At 45.1% G+C, this 17,323-nt stretch carries 15 protein-coding genes; 13 read left to right on the top strand and 2 right to left on the bottom strand.

Going from position 1 to position 17,323, the window contains the following annotated elements; all coding sequences use genetic code 11:
• Nucleotides 1-89 precede the first annotated feature (89 nt).
• Complete coding sequence (locus C8268_RS15320) at nucleotides 90-851, top strand: YetF domain-containing protein (RefSeq protein ID WP_106768478.1); 762 nt, start codon at nucleotides 90-92, stop codon at nucleotides 849-851.
• Between the two features lie 15 nt (nucleotides 852-866).
• Here the strand turns inward: C8268_RS15320 and spoVB are convergent, their stop codons facing one another.
• Complete coding sequence (gene spoVB, locus C8268_RS15315; RefSeq protein ID WP_106768477.1) at nucleotides 867-2,456, bottom strand: stage V sporulation protein B; 1,590 nt, start codon at nucleotides 2,454-2,456, stop codon at nucleotides 867-869.
• A gap of 177 nt (nucleotides 2,457-2,633) precedes the next feature.
• Here spoVB and C8268_RS15310 point away from each other — a divergent pair, with 177 nt between their 5' ends.
• The 6 genes from C8268_RS15310 to C8268_RS15285 all read left to right on the top strand — a co-directional run bounded on the left by C8268_RS15310 (nucleotide 2,634) and on the right by C8268_RS15285 (nucleotide 9,409).
• Nucleotides 2,634-2,891 carry a post-transcriptional regulator gene (locus C8268_RS15310; protein ID WP_106768476.1) on the top strand — a complete coding sequence of 86 codons (258 nt, stop codon included), beginning with the start codon at nucleotides 2,634-2,636 and terminating at the stop codon, nucleotides 2,889-2,891.
• 185 nt (nucleotides 2,892-3,076) lie between these two features.
• The gene (gene secD / locus C8268_RS15305) at nucleotides 3,077-4,327 is read left to right on the top strand and encodes a protein translocase subunit SecD (RefSeq protein WP_106768475.1); all 1,251 of its coding nucleotides are present in this window, start codon (nucleotides 3,077-3,079) and stop codon (nucleotides 4,325-4,327) included.
• Nucleotides 4,317-5,222, top strand: coding sequence for a protein translocase subunit SecF (gene secF, locus C8268_RS15300; protein WP_106768474.1), 906 nt, complete (start codon nucleotides 4,317-4,319; stop codon nucleotides 5,220-5,222). Before secD ends, secF begins: the two co-directional genes overlap by 11 nt.
• A gap of 219 nt (nucleotides 5,223-5,441) precedes the next feature.
• Entirely contained in the window at nucleotides 5,442-6,404 is a 963-nt protein-coding gene (locus C8268_RS15295) for a cation diffusion facilitator family transporter (RefSeq protein WP_106768473.1), read from the top strand.
• 54 nt (nucleotides 6,405-6,458) lie between these two features.
• Nucleotides 6,459-8,861, top strand: a complete 2,403-nt coding sequence (gene recJ, locus C8268_RS15290; RefSeq protein ID WP_106768472.1) for a single-stranded-DNA-specific exonuclease RecJ — start codon at nucleotides 6,459-6,461, stop codon at nucleotides 8,859-8,861.
• A 32-nt stretch (nucleotides 8,862-8,893) separates the two neighbouring features.
• Nucleotides 8,894-9,409 carry an adenine phosphoribosyltransferase gene (locus tag C8268_RS15285; RefSeq protein ID WP_106768471.1) on the top strand — a complete coding sequence of 172 codons (516 nt, stop codon included), beginning with the start codon at nucleotides 8,894-8,896 and terminating at the stop codon, nucleotides 9,407-9,409.
• A gap of 149 nt (nucleotides 9,410-9,558) precedes the next feature.
• On the opposite strand, the gene uraA is transcribed toward C8268_RS15285, so the two are convergent.
• Nucleotides 9,559-10,878, bottom strand: a complete 1,320-nt coding sequence (gene uraA / locus C8268_RS15280) for a uracil permease (protein ID WP_106768470.1) — start codon at nucleotides 10,876-10,878, stop codon at nucleotides 9,559-9,561.
• Nucleotides 10,879-11,237: 359 nt separating this feature from the next.
• Here uraA and C8268_RS15275 point away from each other — a divergent pair, with 359 nt between their 5' ends.
• The 6 genes from C8268_RS15275 (at nucleotide 11,238) to hisS (ending at nucleotide 17,313) form a co-directional block, all read left to right on the top strand.
• Entirely contained in the window at nucleotides 11,238-13,415 is a 2,178-nt protein-coding gene (locus C8268_RS15275) for a RelA/SpoT family protein (RefSeq protein WP_106768469.1), read from the top strand.
• A gap of 117 nt (nucleotides 13,416-13,532) precedes the next feature.
• Nucleotides 13,533-13,976 carry a D-aminoacyl-tRNA deacylase gene (dtd, locus tag C8268_RS15270; protein ID WP_106768468.1) on the top strand — a complete coding sequence of 148 codons (444 nt, stop codon included), beginning with the start codon at nucleotides 13,533-13,535 and terminating at the stop codon, nucleotides 13,974-13,976.
• Nucleotides 13,977-14,196: 220 nt separating this feature from the next.
• Nucleotides 14,197-14,319 (top strand): hypothetical protein, encoded by a 123-nt coding sequence (locus tag C8268_RS23345; RefSeq protein WP_272939334.1) that lies wholly within the window; start codon nucleotides 14,197-14,199, stop codon nucleotides 14,317-14,319.
• Between the two features lie 77 nt (nucleotides 14,320-14,396).
• Nucleotides 14,397-14,903, top strand: a complete 507-nt coding sequence (locus C8268_RS15265; RefSeq protein ID WP_106768467.1) for a type 1 glutamine amidotransferase domain-containing protein — start codon at nucleotides 14,397-14,399, stop codon at nucleotides 14,901-14,903.
• 81 nt (nucleotides 14,904-14,984) lie between these two features.
• Complete coding sequence (locus tag C8268_RS15260) at nucleotides 14,985-15,422, top strand: hypothetical protein (protein ID WP_106768466.1); 438 nt, start codon at nucleotides 14,985-14,987, stop codon at nucleotides 15,420-15,422.
• A gap of 643 nt (nucleotides 15,423-16,065) precedes the next feature.
• Entirely contained in the window at nucleotides 16,066-17,313 is a 1,248-nt protein-coding gene (hisS, locus tag C8268_RS15255; protein WP_106768465.1) for a histidine--tRNA ligase, read from the top strand.
• Nucleotides 17,314-17,323 lie beyond the last annotated feature (10 nt).

Here is a 17,323-nt window from a genome sequence, read left to right as displayed (position 1 = left end):
ATCTAAGAAGTATATATGAATGGAAAGCTGGGTCGTGGGCAGAATACCAGTACCTTGAAAATGTCCAAACACATAGGAGGGAATGACAGATGGCAGAACATGTTACACTCCTTATTTTCCGGACAATTTTGATGTACGGGATTACTTTTTTAACACTGCGTATTATGGGGAAACGAGAGATTGGTAAACTATCAATATTTGATCTGGTCATCTCCATCATGATTGCGGAAATCGCCATATTTGTGCTTGAAGATGTAAAAAAGCCGCTTATTGACGGAATCATCCCCATTGTTGTATTAGTTACCATTCAGGTCGTGCTGGCTTATTGGGGACTGAAAAGCCGCAAAGTGCGGCTATTGGCAGATGGAAAGCCCAGTATTCTTGTGTCCAGAGGAAAGTTACATCGTAAGGAAATGAGCAGACTTCGTTATAATCTGGATGATTTAATGCAGCAGCTCCGGGGTAAGGATATCAACAGTTTGTCTGACGTGGAATTCGCGATTCTTGAAACATCCGGACAATTGACGGTTATACCTAAAGATCAAGCAAACAGTAGCGATGGCAGCAGCCCTTCAACGGCTGAAGATGAATCTTTGAATACCAAGTTTAAACATGACAAGGACATGAGAAGCGGAATCGATATTCCATATGGAAAAATAACATATGAAGCTCTGCCGGTCCCTCTAATCATGGATGGGAAGGTACAGGATGAAAATTTGGTTTTAATCGGCAAGTCAAGGCAATGGTTGAAACATGAAATTCAAAAGCATGGAGCACAAGACTTTGAAGAGGTTTTTTTATGTTCAATGGACCATAAAGGTAGACTGTATGTTGATCGGAATGATACGTAATTCCTTAAAGATGCTTTATGATCGGTCAAACCATTTACCGATAACCGGAACTCGCACCAAATCCCGAAAAGTGACAAGCTTCGTCATGAACACAACGATCATATACAAGAGAACACCTGTCGCCGCGGCGGATAAAAACTGGAGCCAGGGGAAGATGTTAAAAGGCAGATGCCGGTATCCATACAAAATACCTGCGCCCATGATAAGCATGACGGATGCGATTTTAACGAGGTCGAGCAGCTTGAAGCGAAATCCGATTAAACGGGATACACTGTATCCATGAAGCACCGTTACGACTATGCTGTTAACGATGATGGCAATGACCGCACCTTTGATGCCGAACTCGGGATTAGAGGATAAATACAAAATCAAGCCCATTTTGATCAAAGCACCGATCAAGGTGTTCAGCAAAGCTCTGCCTGGGCGGTCCAAGGCCTGAAGAGCGGCTTGGAGCGGTGCCTGTACATAGAGAAACAGCGCGAAGGGAGCCATTATTTTAAGCATGCCGCTAATTTCCGTATTGTTGTACAGCAGCAAACATAGAGGCTCAGCTAGAATGTACATGATGACGGCGAAGGGAGCTCCTGTTACAAGTGCCAGACGAAGGGCTTGATTCATCCGTTTATGGATGGTTGCCCGGTCTTTTCGAGCCGCAGCTTCTGAAAGCGAAGGAACTAGAGCGACAGCCAGTGACATCGTAATGGCTCCTGGTAAAAGCAACAGCGGAATGACCATACCTTGTAACGCTCCATATTGCGCTGTTGCCACGGATGTGGCTATGCCGGCGATGGCGAGGCTTCGAGCAGTAATGATCGATTCCATCAAATAGGAAATGGACCCTACCATTTTTCCACCGGTAACAGGGACGGCAATGCTCAGCAAGCGTTTCAGGACCATTCTTTTTTGGAGGGGAGTATGCAGGTTGTCCTGTTTATGGTTGTAGGAGGCTGCATCCGCAGCTGTTGGTTTGCGCTTATCGTCTTTAGCATATTGCCACAGCAGAACAAACATGCCGATTAGCTCGCCAACTGCCGTTCCAAGCATGGCTCCGGCGGCTCCATAGGCCAATCCCTTCGGCATCAACAGTTGAGCGAACAACAGCATACAGACGATTCTGACAATCGTTTCAATGATGGATGATGCTGCGGAGGGAATCATATTTTGCTTTCCTTGAAAATATCCACGATAAACAGCAGAGACGGCTATAATGATCATCATTGGAGTCATGCTGACAAAGGTTTGGTACACCCGCTCATCAGGAAGGATTACATTTGTAATCCATGGAGCCAGCAGAAGACTGATGATCATAAACAACGTTCCGGCTGTCACAGTAAAGGTCAGACTGCTCCGGAGTATATGTTTGGAGTAGTCGCTCCTCCCCGTTCCTTCCGCTTCTGCTACCATCTTTGCAATAGCAAGCGGAATTCCACCGGTGATGATCGTAACAAGAACGATAAAGAACGGATATCCAAGCTGGTAAATGCCGACCCCCTCCGGTCCGATAATACGCGGAAGGGCGATACGGGGAATAAACCCGAGTAGACGGTTAATAATTCCGGCGGCTAACAGAATCATGGTACCTTTAATAAATGATTGCTTGTTCAAGTTTATCCCACTCCCTGGTAAAAAGAATCCTTAAGCCTGATGTCCCTATTGATATGGATATGCCCTACCTGTCCCAGATGATGCTTTTCTTTTTTAGACTTTCTTGTATTTTGAAAAGAGGGAAATGAGATTTTCAGTCGAATGTTTAGCTAGAGACAACAGGGAGGAGGCGCTTACATGGGAATCGAATCCATGAGTGATAAAGAATTGGCCAGTATGATCGAAATGATCTGCTCCAGCAAGGTTGAAGAATTTCGCATGATCGGATACGAGTACGTGACGAGTGACGATATTTGGGATTGTGTAAGCAGCAAATACGAGAAACAGGGTATACCGTCTCTTCATAAGCTGGTGAATGATATTTTGTCACTGAAGGCGACCAGCTTCATGAATTATATGACAATATCCGCATATAAGGGATCTCCTTTTGATTAAAAAAGGATGATCTCTTTTGTTTGTATAACATACGGTAGACTCCTTAAAATGGCCGCCTGGTGGCCGTTTTCTAGTTAAAATTTTCGCTTATTTTCACGGATTCGACATTTCATGATAAATTGACTGGGTTTTGAGGCATCGCTATAATAGGAATATTGAGAATAGAAAGGGGAACTAGGGACGGCATGAAAAGAATCATAAGTTTCATCGCGACCGTACTCGTGATCACCGGTATAATGGTTGTGACGACCCCAGGATTGCTAAAAGACGTTCGTTTGGGTTTGGACCTGAAGGGCGGCTTTGAAATCTTGTATGAGGCAGAACCATTAGTGGAAGGTCAGCAAGTGACAAAAGAAGCCTTGCAGGAGACCGCAAAAAGTTTACAAAAACGCGCAGACGCATTAGGAACGACTGAGCCGGAAATAACACCGGAGGGGACGAACCGAATTCGTCTGAAGGTTGCAGGCGTCACTGACGAGGCAGAGGTCCGTAAGACGATGAAAGAACCAGCAAACCTTACGTTCCGCAGTAATGACGGTTGTAAAGAAGATGAACCATTTTGTAAAGTCGAGCTTCGGGGTGACGATTTCGTAGAGAACGGCGCTTCAGTCGTCTATGATAGCTTTAATCAACCTATGATTGATATCAAGGTGAAAGATAAGGCTAAATTTGCTGAGATTACAGAACGTCTTCTTGGACAAGAGCTCGCCATCTTTTTGGATGATGAGATGTTGTCTGCTCCGACGGTACAAAGTGTACTAATGGATGGTACTGCACAGATTACAGGTCAATTTACGATTGATGAAGCCGAAAATCTTCGAGACACGATTAATCTTGGCGCTCTGCCGCTGAAACTGACGGAGAAATATTCTCAAAGTGTAGGCGCTACCTTGGGAATGGAATCATTGACGAAAACGATACAGGCCGGCTTGATTGCTTCTGTATTTATCCTGCTCTTTATGATCGGCAGATATCGTATTCCAGGCATACTTGCCAGCTTTGCACTTATTTTGCACACGTGGCTTCTTATTCTGGTCTTTGTTTGGGCCAACTTTACATTGACGCTGCCTGGTATTGCCGCGATTATTCTAGGGATCGGGATGGCGGTTGATGCCAACATCCTTACTTACGAACGCATCCGAGAGGAAATGCGCAGCGGAAAGAGTGTGAAATCATCGGTCAAAGCAGGTGGTAAATCCTCACTCCGTGCCATTATGGACTCCAACATTACGACGATGTTGGTTGCAGCGGTTATGTTCGCATTCGGTACAGGTGCCGTTAAAGGATTTGCGCTCGTTCTTATCCTGGAGATTATTATCAGTATCGCAACAAACGTATACTTCTCCCGCTTCTTGCTTAACCAGCTTGTCCGGATCGGTTGGGCTAGCAAACCGAAGCACTTTGGTGTAAAGGAGAGTGACATACGTGAACTTTAAAAACTTTAACTTTGTTGGTGCCAGCAAATACTTTTATACATTCTCTATTATCCTTACGATTGTAGGGGCTATCTTTCTAGCTACTGTCGGTCTGAATTACGGGGTAGACTTCCGTTCTGGTTCCAATGTGGATATAACGACAACCAAAGAGCTTTCCAAAGAACAGCTTGAATCGATTCTGAATGATTTAGGGATCGGTGAAGATGCAAGTATCACTCCGGGTGAAGAACGGGTGAATATCCGATTCAATCAGATATTGACTGAGTCTCAGGATCTGGCTTTGAGAGACGCTGTTCATAAGCTGGACAAGGATGCGTCCTTTGAAATCAATACGGTGGACCCTGAGATGGCCAAAGAATTAGGACGAAACGCATTTTATGCAGTGTTGCTGTCTTGTATCGGGATCATTATCTACGTAAGTATTCGGTTTGAATGGCGGTTTGCCATTGCCGCAATTTTGGCCTTGATGCATGATGCTTTTGTCGTTGTAAGTGTGTTCTCTATCTTCCGTCTGGAAGTGAATACAACTTTTATTATCGCTGTTCTGACGATTATCGGTTACTCCATTAACGATACCATCGTAATCTTTGACCGAATTCGTGAAAACTTGCGGTTTGCAAAAATCAAAAGGCATTCCGATCTCGTCGAAGTGGTTAACAAAAGTCTGTCCCAGACGTTTGCACGTTCTTTGTATACGGCATTGTCTGTCGTGATTGCGGCATTCTTTATGCTTATCCTTGGCGGAGAGTCGATCAAAATGTTCTCTCTGGCGATCGTAATCGGATTGGTGATTGGTGCATATTCCTCGATCTTTATTGCTAGTCCGTTGTGGCTTTTGTTCAAGGGAAAAGATATTAAAAAGACGAAAGCACCGAAACCGAAAACAGAAGTTTAAGACTGGCAGCTTGGCAAGTATTGAATAGAAATGATATGAAAAAGAAAGCCGTGTCACAAGGCGACGCGGCTTTCTAAAAATAAGAAGTAAGTATAAACTACATAATGTATACTTGGCTTATATTCGAGAAACGCCGCCGCCTCTTAATATGGATGACGAAGGCGTTTCTTCTTGATTATCGATATATGTGCTGATATACAATGTTGAGGGGGGCCTCATGTGAATAACGAACGATTGTCGCAAACAGCTACAGCTGTTTGGGTCGGAATCATTAGTGATTTTACTGTGGCTATTGGTAAAGGCATTGCCGGTTATCTCTCCGGAAGCCGATCCCTGATGGGAGATGCGTTGCATTCAGCCACTAATGCCGTTGCACTGCTCGCGGAACGTTTACCCTGGTTTGGTGGACAGAGGCTTTTTAAAGGCAGCGGGACGAAAGCTTCCGAACAGCAGGCTTCACCCTTGGTGTCCATTTTATTTTCGGTCCTCCTGTTCATGGGTGGAATTCAAATCGCTGTCTCTGCCTTGATGGATATTTCCTCGGGAGCGCCGGAGGCTCCAGGCAGGCTGGCACTCATAGCTGTATTAATATCACTCGGTGTGAATGAAGCTGTTTTTCAATACCAATATCGTCTGTTCAAAAAAAATGATGATCGGCGTTTACAAATTCATTCTGAAAATCATCGATTCGGTTTATATTCTTCCTTTACGGTATTGATCGGCGCATTTCTTGCGATGGCAGGAGCGTATTTTGGCATACAGGCTCTAATATACATGGATTCAGTAGCTGCACTTATTATTTCAGGCTTAGTGCTTCGAAAAGGTTATATCCTGATTGTGCGTTCGGTCTACGGTTCATTGCCAGAGGAATCCCGTTATGAGAAAAGTGCTGATTACCTCGATACGATTCAGCGGGTGCATGGTGTCATTACGATTGAGGAACTAAAAATACAGGAGCATAGACAACTGCGCCGGGTTAGTCTGGATGTAAAGGTCAGCGTAAATCCGCGGATCACCGTCTTTGAAGCTCATGAGATTGCCGACAGGATTCGAAAGCTGTTGCTGCACCGTTTTATACATGTCTCCGACGCAAACGTGAGCGTAGTGCCTTACGAGCCTGGATATCCGTACAAATCCAATTTTGATTTGATGGATAACGATCCGCCAACATTACCACAGTGATCGTTATTCCAACCGGGCAAAATGGTGTTAAGCAAGAAAGAAAGGTGAACGATTGTGCTGTATTCCAAATATGAATGGCGAACGCTTTCAGTTGACAAAGAGATATCGAAGCAGCTTGAAAAAGAACTGTCTGTTTCCCCAATCGTGGCGTCTTTAATGGCTGCCAGAGGAATTACATCCTCAGTCGATGGAGAACTGTTTTTATATGGAACACTTGATCATACCCATGATCCGTTTATGATGCTGGGGATGCGTGAAGCGGTGAATCGAATCCGCAAGGCACTCGATGAAAAAGAACATATTTTAATATACGGGGATTATGATGCGGATGGTGTATCCAGCACCTCATTGATGATTTACTTAATGAGATATTTGGGCGCCTCATATGATATATACATACCTCATCGTTCCAACGAAGGATACGGACTTCACAATCATGCACTGGATTGGGCACACCAACAAGGTGTTAGTCTTGTCATCACTGTTGACACGGGAATAAGTGCGGTTGAACAAATAGCGTATGCCAATGAGCTGGGGATGGATGTTATTGTAACGGATCACCATGAGCCGCCTGAGCAGCTTCCGGAAGCCTACGCACTCATCAATCCGAAAATACCGGCTTGCCCTTACCCATTTAAGGGGTTAGCTGGTGTCGGGGTTGCTTACAAGCTGGCACAGGCTCTTGTAGGTACGCCTCCCCAGGAGTGGCTGGAAATCGTAGCGATCGGCACGATTGCGGATCTTATGCCGCTTGAAGACGAGAACCGTATTTTGGTCAAAAACGGACTGATGTCGATGAGGCACACTCGAACTGCTGGTGTAAGGGCGCTTCTTGAGGTTAGCGGGATCAATGTGGAGCAGGTGACGGCTGTTAATGTGGCATTCTCCATGGCTCCAAGAATTAATGCAAGCGGCCGGCTTGATCATGCTGGAAGAGCTGTTACTCTGCTGACAACAGACAAGCAGGAAGAAGCGGAGCGGCTGGCTTGGGAACTGGATGGCCTGAATAAGCATCGCCAACAGGTTGTGGAAGAGATTGTACAGGAATCGATGGATATGATTTTGAAGCGTTGGGGGTACGAACAGCTGCCGCCTGTTATCGTTCTGGCAGGGGAAGGCTGGAATGTCGGTGTTGTAGGGATTGTAGCCTCGAAAATACTCGAGCGTTTTTACAGACCCATTGTTATTCTTGGGATCGATCCTGAGACGGGGGAATGCAAGGGATCAGCCCGTTCCATTCCGGGGGTTGATATTTATGAAGCGCTTAGCTCCTGTAAGGAGATTATGCATCATTTTGGAGGACACCCGGCTGCTGCAGGCATGAGTTTGCATATGGATCGTCTGGCCGAATTTGAAGAAAGCTTATGTTCATTTGCAAACTCTGTATTGAAAGAAGAACATTTTACCCCGGTTTATCATGCTGATCTGGAGTGCAGAATTGCCGATGTTCCGCTTCAGGTGATCGATGAGCTTGCGATGCTTGGACCTTTTGGAATGTCCAATCATGTTCCAAGAATGATTTTTTATGGTTTGGAAGTGATGGAAGCCCGAAAGATAGGTAAGGATAACAAGCATTTAAAGCTGCGTTTTCAGCAGAAAGGTAAACAGTTGGATGCAGTCGCGTTTGGTTTGGGCCATCTGGCAGATGTACTCCCGGAAGGGACGAAGGTAGACGTACTTGGAGAGCTGTCAGTAAATGAATGGAATGGCAGTCGGAAGCCGCAGCTTATGGTTCAGGACATTCGTGTACCCTATCAGCAGATATTTGATTTCCGGGGGATTAAAGAACCTTTAATGGAACTGAAGCGGTTGAGAGCATCGCTGGAACCGCATTTACACTGCTCCTTAACCCGCTCAGCAGTCGTGTTTTCTGAAGATTTACAGGATACTATAAAAAGTCATTTGTATGATATGTCCCTTTGGGTATATGATAGGAATGCTGGTATTTTGCCGAACAATCCGGTAGCGGAAGAAGGCGGCTTTGAGTCAATTTCTGTGTTGTTTGTGCTGGATGTACCGGAGTCGCCGGGACAGCTCGATCACTTGCTGTCATCGTTTCTCTCTGTGCCTAATATATTTTTGCTGCACCCGGTTCGTCATGAGCGTGAGCAGTTGGAAATACCAACACGGGAGCAGTTTAAAAAGCTGTACGTCATGCTTGCTAGTCTGGGATCGAAGCCGATGTCCGAACATGAAGTGGTCCAAAAGATGAACAGACATACATCACTTACGCCGCGAATGCTTTTAAAAGTTCTTGATGTATTTGAGGAATTGGCATTCATTAAGCGATCTCAAGGGATGGTTACATTCGTAACAAAGCCGGCTAAGAAATCACTGGATTCTTCGAGACATTTCAGGGAGCTGAATGAACTCGCAGAGATGGAGCAGCATTTGCTTCATGCAAGCACCTCACAATTAACCGATTGGATGATGGCCCGCTCAAAAGGCGCATCGTAAATGACAGTCATCTGACTTAGGAGGAGATTTATTTGGATTTTAAAGATTATATTCGTGTTATTCCAGACTTTCCGCAGCCGGGGATCAGCTTTAAGGACATTACAACGCTGCTTAAGAACGGTGAAGCTTACAAAAATTCAATCAATGAACTGAAGAAGATGGTGGAGCACCTCAAGATTGATGTCATTGCTGGTCCCGAGGCGAGAGGATTTGTCGTGGGAGCGCCGCTTGCTTATGCGCTGGGTGTTGGTTTTACTCCGATTCGCAAGAGCGGGAAGCTGCCTGGTGAAACGATTGAGGCAGGGTATGCTCTCGAATACGGAAAAGATAAACTGGCGATGCATGTCGATGCGATTGAGAAAGGACAAAATGTTTTGATTGCTGATGACCTGCTCGCTACGGGGGGCACGATTGCGACTTCTGTCAATCTGGTGCGTCAGCTAGGCGGAAATGTCGTAGGGGCTGCGTTCATGATTGAATTGACAGAGCTTAAAGGCCGAGATAAATTGCAGGATATCGACGTGTTTACACTGATGAGTTACGAGTAAGCATGATCGCATGATTTTTTGTTTTCCCGGGAAATAATAACAAAGAACAGGTTAAACATAAAACCCGCAAAAAGACACTTTACAAAGTGCCTCTATTGCGGGTCTTTTGGATTAAAATGAGGAATACATGATTTAGAAATTTTATCAGATTAATCTTGAGTTTTTTCCGCTAGGGGCTGTTCTTCAGCTTTTTCATTAGAGAGCCCTGTAATCTCAAAAAATTTAAACAATACAGCGAGAACGATGCCGACAAGAGTAGCAAGGGCCATTCCCTTAAGTTCTACATTGCCAAACTTTAATGTTACACCGCTGATCCCGACAACGAGTACAAGCGTGGCCAGAATCATATTGCTGGCTTTCGAGAAGTCAACACGCTGTTCCACAAAGATGCGCAGACCAGAAGCTGCGATCACACCGAAGAGAAGCAGTGACACGCCACCCATAACCGGTCTAGGTATATTAGCGATAACGGCTGAGAATGTCCCGGAGAAAGACAGGAGGATAGCGATCACAGCAGCTCCGCCAATCACACGCACGGAGTAAACTTTTGTCAGCGCCATAACGCCGATGTTTTCACCATACGTTGTATTCGGTGTGGAACCGAAAAATCCGGATAAAATGGTAGAAACACCGTTACCGAGAAGCGAGCGGTGAAGTCCCGGATCTTTAGATAAATCTTTCCCGACAATGTTGCTCGTTACAAGCAGATGACCAATATGTTCAACAATGACGACGATGGAAACCGGAATAATCGTAAGGATTGCGGCCCAGTCCCATTCAGGAGTCGTGATTGTAGGTGGGGAAAACAGGCTGGCTTGAGCTATTTTGTCAGTCTCTACAACACCGAGGGCGTAGGAGAGGGCATAGCCGACAGTGATACCGATCAGAATATGTATAATTTTTGGGAAACCACGGAACAGGATGGAGCCAAACACTGTAACACCTAATGTCACCATGGAAATGGTAATGGTTGTGGGGTCCATAGACCAGTTAGCGGCTTTGACCGGATCGCTTGGAGGAAGAAATCCCGCCATATCCGCTGCGACGGGAACGAGTTCAAGTCCGATCATAGCAATAATGGCGCCCATGACAGCTGGCGGAAATACGACGTCAATCCAGCGGGTTCCGGCAAATTTAATAATGAGGGCAACAAGACAAAAGATAATACCGGTTATAATAAAAGCGCCGAGTGCTTTCCCATAATTCTCACCTGGGTTATCTTTTAGCACAACTGCAACCGGTGCGAGGAATGCGAAGCTCGACCCCAGATAAGCCGGGATTTTTCCTTTACATAACAAAATATACAGCAAAGTACCGATTCCGTTCATCAGCAGGATCATCCCCGGATCTACACCAAACATATTAGGGACAAGCACCGTGCTGCCGAACATGGCAAACAGATGCTGCAAGCTTAGTAAAAAGCCTGGACCAAATGGAAGTTTTTCGTCTACTTGAATTTCGCGTTGCAAATACATTCACTCCTCAAGGGCAATTTAAAAATTGAAATCAAAGAAAGAACCGGTCTTTCATGCATGAGATCTTTAATAGGTTATATACAATCGACTTTTTTTTCAACTACATTTTTCTTGCTGAAGTTAAGAGTGAGTAAATACTTCATGTTTGTCCATGTCGTTTAGTACGATGGAAACGGCTTGTTCAATTCATCCTTAAACCTTGATGTTATGCGCGTTAAAACGAAAGTAGAGTGTTGACGTAAAACGATGTAAGCGTCATAATAATAAGAATAAATACAAACAAAAAAGAACCTGCACGTTTGAACAAAAGGGCGGGTTCTATTTTATATAGAAAGGGAAGAAAAGGACTTAGAATGGGCATAGAGCGATTACTCGAAAAGGCTGGCGCCTATATTAAAGAACCCGATCTTCTCCGTATTCAGGAAGCTTATCGGTTTGCGGAGCAAGCCCATCAGGGACAGGTGCGGAAATCGGGGGAACCTTATATTCTTCATCCGCTTGCAGTTGCCGAGATCGTAGTTAACATGCAGATGGACACGCTGTCTATTATTGCTGCGCTGCTGCACGATGTTGTTGAGGATACAACTGTTTCTTTGGAAGAGATCCGCGAGAAGTTCGGCGATACATGCGCCATGCTGGTAGATGGATTAACGAAGCTGGAACGCATTAAGTTTGGTTCCAAGGAAGAGCAACAGAACGAAAACTATCGTAAAATGTTTATTGCGATGGCTCGGGATATTCGCGTTATCGTCATAAAATTGGCAGATCGCCTTCATAATATGAGAACATTGAAGTACCAATCGGAGGAAAGCCAGCGACGTATTTCTCATGAAACGCTTGAAATTTTCTGTCCCATTGCCCATCGTCTCGGTATATCAGCGATCAAATGGGAGATGGAGGATATCGCCCTTCGTTATTTAAACCCGCAGCAATATTACCGCATTGCCAATTTGATGCATAAAAAACGTGCAGAGCGGGAGCAATATATTGAAAACGTAATTGAGCGGATTAAGGAAAAGCTGGACGAGATGGGGATTCAGGCTGAGCTGTCCGGCAGACCGAAACATATTTACAGTGTGTATAACAAGATGAAAGTGAAGAACAAGCAATTTAATGAGATTTATGATCTTCTGGCGATTCGGATCATTGTCGATAATATCAAGGATTGTTATGCAACTTTAGGTATTATCCACACATTATGGAAGCCGATGCCAGGACGATTTAAAGATTATATTGCGATGCCGAAGGCGAATATGTATCAATCTTTGCATACTACCGTTGTCGGTCCAAATGGGGAGCCCACCGAGGTGCAGATCCGGACGGTTGAAATGCACCGCACTGCAGAATATGGTATTGCGGCACACTGGGCATACAAGGAAGGCGCCAGCGGAGCGGGCGATTTTGATAACAAAATGACTTTCTTTCGTGAGATTCTGGAGTTGCAGCATGAAGCAAAGGATGCTTCGGAGTTTGTCGAAACGCTTAAAATGGATTTTTTCTCAGACCTGGTATTTGTGTTTACTCCAAAAGGCGAGGTTATCGAGCTGCCTGCTGGCTCTGTACCGCTTGATTTCGCTTATAGAATTCATACGGAGGTCGGCAACCGTACGATTGGTGCGAAGGTGAATGGGCGGATCGTACCGCTGGATCATGAGCTGAAGACCGGGGACATCGTTGAGATTTTAACTTCGAAACATTCTTATGGCCCAAGCCAGGACTGGCTGAAAATCGCCCAATCGTCTCATGCAAGGAGCAAAATCAAACAATGGTTTAAGAAAGAGAAGCGGGAAGAGAACGTAGAGAAGGGCCGGGATTTGCTTGAGCGGGAGTTGAAGCGTCTCGGTGTTGATGTTTCGGAGTGGATGACTGACGATAAACTGATCGAGGTAGCCAAGAAATTTGCTTTTAATGATATCGAAGATATGTTGTCGGCCATTGGTTTTGGAGGAATTACAGCTGCACAGATTTGCACACGTTTGACCGAGAAGCTTCGAAAGGAGCAAGAGGAAGCTAATCTGCTGGAGTTAACGTCGGAGATCAAAGAGATTAAGGCGCCGACTGAGAAGCGAAGTCGACCGACAAATGGTGTTCGGGTTAAAGGGATTGACAATCTGCTCGTTCGCTTTGCCCGCTGCTGCAACCCGGTTCCTGGAGATGATATTGTCGGTTACGTTACACGTGGACGCGGCGTTTCTGTCCATCGATCGGATTGTGCGAACCTGCCGAATACGGATCATGAGGAAGAAGCTGCACGTGTGATCGAGGTGGAATGGGAATCGGCCGTTGAAGCGAATTACAGCGTTGATATTGAGGTAACCGGTCACGATCGAAGCGGCTTGCTTAATGAAGTACTTCAGGCTGTATCGGAGAGCAAGACGAATATTTCGGCTGTAACCGGCCGCTCAGATAAAAACAAGATGGCGTTGATCCATATGACCATTTTGATTCGGAATAAGGATCATCTCCTTTCAGTTGTGGAGCGAATTAAACGTGTGAAGGATGTCTATACCGTTCACCGTATTATGCAATGAATGATTGATAAAGGTGAAGCGTCGTACGGCCGCATTTGTCGTACTGTTATACGTGCGCGGTCTTGCTTCTTCCAAAGAAGCTGGCCGCGATTTTTTCTTAAGAGGGGCTGGATAGGAATGAGAGTCGTTATTCAAAGATGCAAAAATGCGCAGGTCACTGTAAATGAAGAGGTAGTAGGGCGTATTGGAAAAGGGCTAATGGTGCTCGTTGGAGTCACTCATGAGGACGAGGAGAAAGATGTGAAATATTTGGCGGATAAGGTGGCTGGACTAAGAATTTTTGAGGACGAACATGAAAAAATGAATCTTAGCGTGCAGGATGTCGGTGGAGCTATTTTATCGGTTTCCCAGTTTACGCTATATGGAGACAGCCGCAAAGGCAGACGGCCGAACTTTATGGCTGCGGCCAAACCGGACAAGGCCGAGATGCTGTATGAAGCCTTCAATCGTGAATTGGCGGCAAAGGGTCTTCAGGTGGAAACCGGTGTGTTTGGGGCTATGATGGACGTTTCCTTAACGAATTGGGGCCCGGTCACTTTAATAATCGACAGTCGTAATTAAATTGGATTTGCTTGGGATGCGCATAGGTTATGGAGATCTGGACATGCTGTATGACAAGAGAGGTTTGCTTAAAGACAGCAAGAAGGAGTTTTACAGATGCGTCAATCCCATAAATCCCTCAGTTGGAGAGTTTTTTCACTCTCGACCTCTGGCAGTTCGCGAGAAGCAGATAGTATAAGTCGCTCTGTTGTACTTAGTAGTGATCCCATGTGGAAAAAGGATGAAAAAGCTTGTTCTCGTATTTTCCTACGAAGAACATGAAAACGAAATTTTTATTTTGCATCATAACGGAAAGCTGCTGATTAAAGCGGCTTTTTTTATTACAGTCTTTTTGAATGATTAACTTTGCTTGGGATTGTTATAAAAATGAATCAGAAGGGTAATAAAAAGCAAGTACATGAGTGAAAGGAGAAATGTTATATGAGTAAAGTTGCATTTTTACTAGCTGATCAATTTGAAGATTCTGAAATGAAGGTTCCTTATGAAGCGGTAAAAGAGGCGGGACATCAGGCTGACATTATCGGTCTTGAACAGGGTCAAAAATTAAAGGGTAAGCAGGGCAAAGTTGCATACACTACAGATAAAGCTATCGCTGATGTAAATATAAATGATTATGATGCGGTAGTCATTCCAGGCGGTTCGTCCCCGGAAAATTTGCGTCTGGATTCGAATATTTTGAAGTTTGTAACAGAGGCTGATCATGTGGGCAAGCCGATTGCATCCATTTGTCATGGCCCGCAAATTTTAGCCAGCGCCAACCTGTTGAAAGGACGTACGATTACTTCATATCCTCCCCTTAAGGATGACATGGTTAATGCAGGTGCAAACTTCAAGGATGAGGAAGTTATCGTAGATCGCAATTTTATCACCTCTCGAACACCAGATGATGAACCTGCTTTCGTACGTGAGCTATTGAAGGTGCTGTAACGCATGTTTTTACGGATCAACGTATAAGCTGATTCATGCAATACGGTATTAAAAATAGTTTGGAATAAAGGAGGAATGCCAATGGCTAAACAGATTCAAGCTTATTTCAGAAATGAAGATGAAGCGGAGGGCGCAAGAATCAAACTTCAGGTGTATAACACAGAAAATTTGGAGATTGGACGGCTTCAAGAGGCTATTGGCAGAGATGACGACATTTTAATACCTTTGGTCCCTTGGAACGCGGGCGGTACGGGCGGTACTACGATGGGAACGGGAGCTGTCGGTGGCGTGGCTCCAGCCCCGGGTATGATCGTGAGCGCACCTGCTTCTTCTAATCTGGATCAAAATGATTCGTTTTTTGCCTCTGATGAATCGATGGACTCCGAAGACTTTACTGATGAAGATTTCGACAAATTGAGTTATGTGTTGTCTGTCAAAGTTCGTGACGAAGATTATGATGAAATCGTTTATATGCTTCGGGTGAACAGAGCATGTATACAGTGTTTCAATGAGTCCTGAAAATATCGCTTTCACATTTTGTAATATAACTGTAATGTTCGTAAAATGTTTCCTTAATATTCGATGTTTATAATAATGGCATGACCCCCTTTTTTATATATGTTTTGAACCTACAACATCGGTTTGTAGGTTTTTCTTTTTTTAGAGCGACGTACTTGACGTTTTTTTTGCTTGACTTTAGTACAGCGGTTCATTACAATCTAAAAATATAATGTTTTGGGTATATTATATAAAATAATATGATTTGATGACGGGACCAAGTACTCCATCCCCACATGAACAGAGAAGAATCCCTTGGCTGTAAGGATTCCCATGATGAATGGACGAATGACCTCCCCGAGAACAGGCGGCGAATGTCATTTTCGGATGTAATTCCGGTGTATGTATTCTAGTAGCCGTTTCTGCGCTGCCGTGCGTTATCCGGTTGAAAGCGGATCAGACCATACAGTAACCGTACAGTTTATGATGGATGATTCGGAATGTGGGTGGCACCACGGGAGATTGGTTTGTATACAGTCCCTCGTCCCTGTTGTTATACGATGACAACCGGGATGGGGGTTTTTTGGTTTTCAAAAAGTTTTTACATAGATTATTTCGGAGCTGTTTCATTAACAGATCTGGATGAATTGGAGGGGATGAACAAATGGCTAAATATGAGAAGCCAACAGGCACACAGGATTTCTTACCAGGCACAGTCGAGAAATGGCAGTTTGTTGAAGAGAAGGCAAGAGAAATGTGTCGCCGCTACAACTACCGCGAAATACGTACGCCAATGTTCGAACAGACAGAGCTGTTTGAGCGGGGAGTTGGTGAGACGACGGATATTGTCGAAAAAGAAATGTACACGTTCACGGACAAGGGTGATCGGAGCATGACACTTCGTCCGGAAGGAACGGCCGGGGTTGTTCGGGCATACGTACAAAATAAATTGTACGGTGAACCGGACGTTACGAAGCTGTACTATATCGGACCGATGTTCCGTTATGAACGTCCGCAGGCGGGGCGGTATCGGCAGTTTCATCAGTTCGGTGTGGAGGTGTTCGGCAGTGCGGAGCCAGCCATAGATGCTGAAGTGATCGCATTAGGATATTCCTTTACGAAAGAACTTGGCCTGCAGGGAGTAAAGGTTGAAATCAATTCGGTTGGAACTCCAGAAGTAAGGGCTGCTTATCGGGATACGCTACTTGCTTTTCTTACACCGATGAAAGATCAACTGTGTTCAGATTGCCAGTCCCGTATGGAACGAAACCCGCTGCGGGTGCTCGACTGCAAGAAGGATCAGGATAAATTCAGTGGTGCGCCGTCGATTTTGGATAGCCTGGACGAGGAGTGCAGCATTCACTTTGAAAAAGTTAAAGGTTATCTGGATGCCATGGGTATTGAGTATGAAATTAATCCACGTCTAGTCCGCGGCCTGGATTATTACACCCACACAGCGTTTGAACTCAAGGCTCAAGGGATCGGCGCGATCGATACGGTAGGCGGCGGCGGACGATTTAACGGCCTGGTTGGAGATATCGGCGGGCCAGATCAGCCGGGTATCGGCTTTGGCATCGGTTTGGAGCGGATCATGATGATTCTAGAAAATCAGAAAATCGATTTGCAAGCAGAGAAACCGCTTGATGTGTATCTTGTCGCTTTAGGGGAAGCAGCAGAACAGGAAGTAACAAAAATGGCGTACAAGCTGCGCAATGCAGGCTTTTCTGCCGAGCGTGATTATCTCGGCCGAAAAATGAAGGCACAGATGAAGTCGGCTGATCGACTGAAGGCTCGATATACAGCGATCCTCGGTGATGATGAGCTCTCCCGTGGAGAAATCGCACTGAAATCGATGGAAACCGGTGAGCAGCGTACCGTGAAGCTGGATGATCTGCATAAGGAATTAAGTTAATCTGCCGTAC

The organism is Paenibacillus faecalis (assembly GCF_900289175.1).
GTDB classification, from domain to species: Bacteria; Bacillota; Bacilli; order Paenibacillales; family Paenibacillaceae; genus Paenibacillus_AQ; species Paenibacillus_AQ faecalis.
The sequence above is the reverse complement of the archived record's forward strand: the minus strand, read 5'-3'. Positions and strand labels throughout refer to the sequence as shown.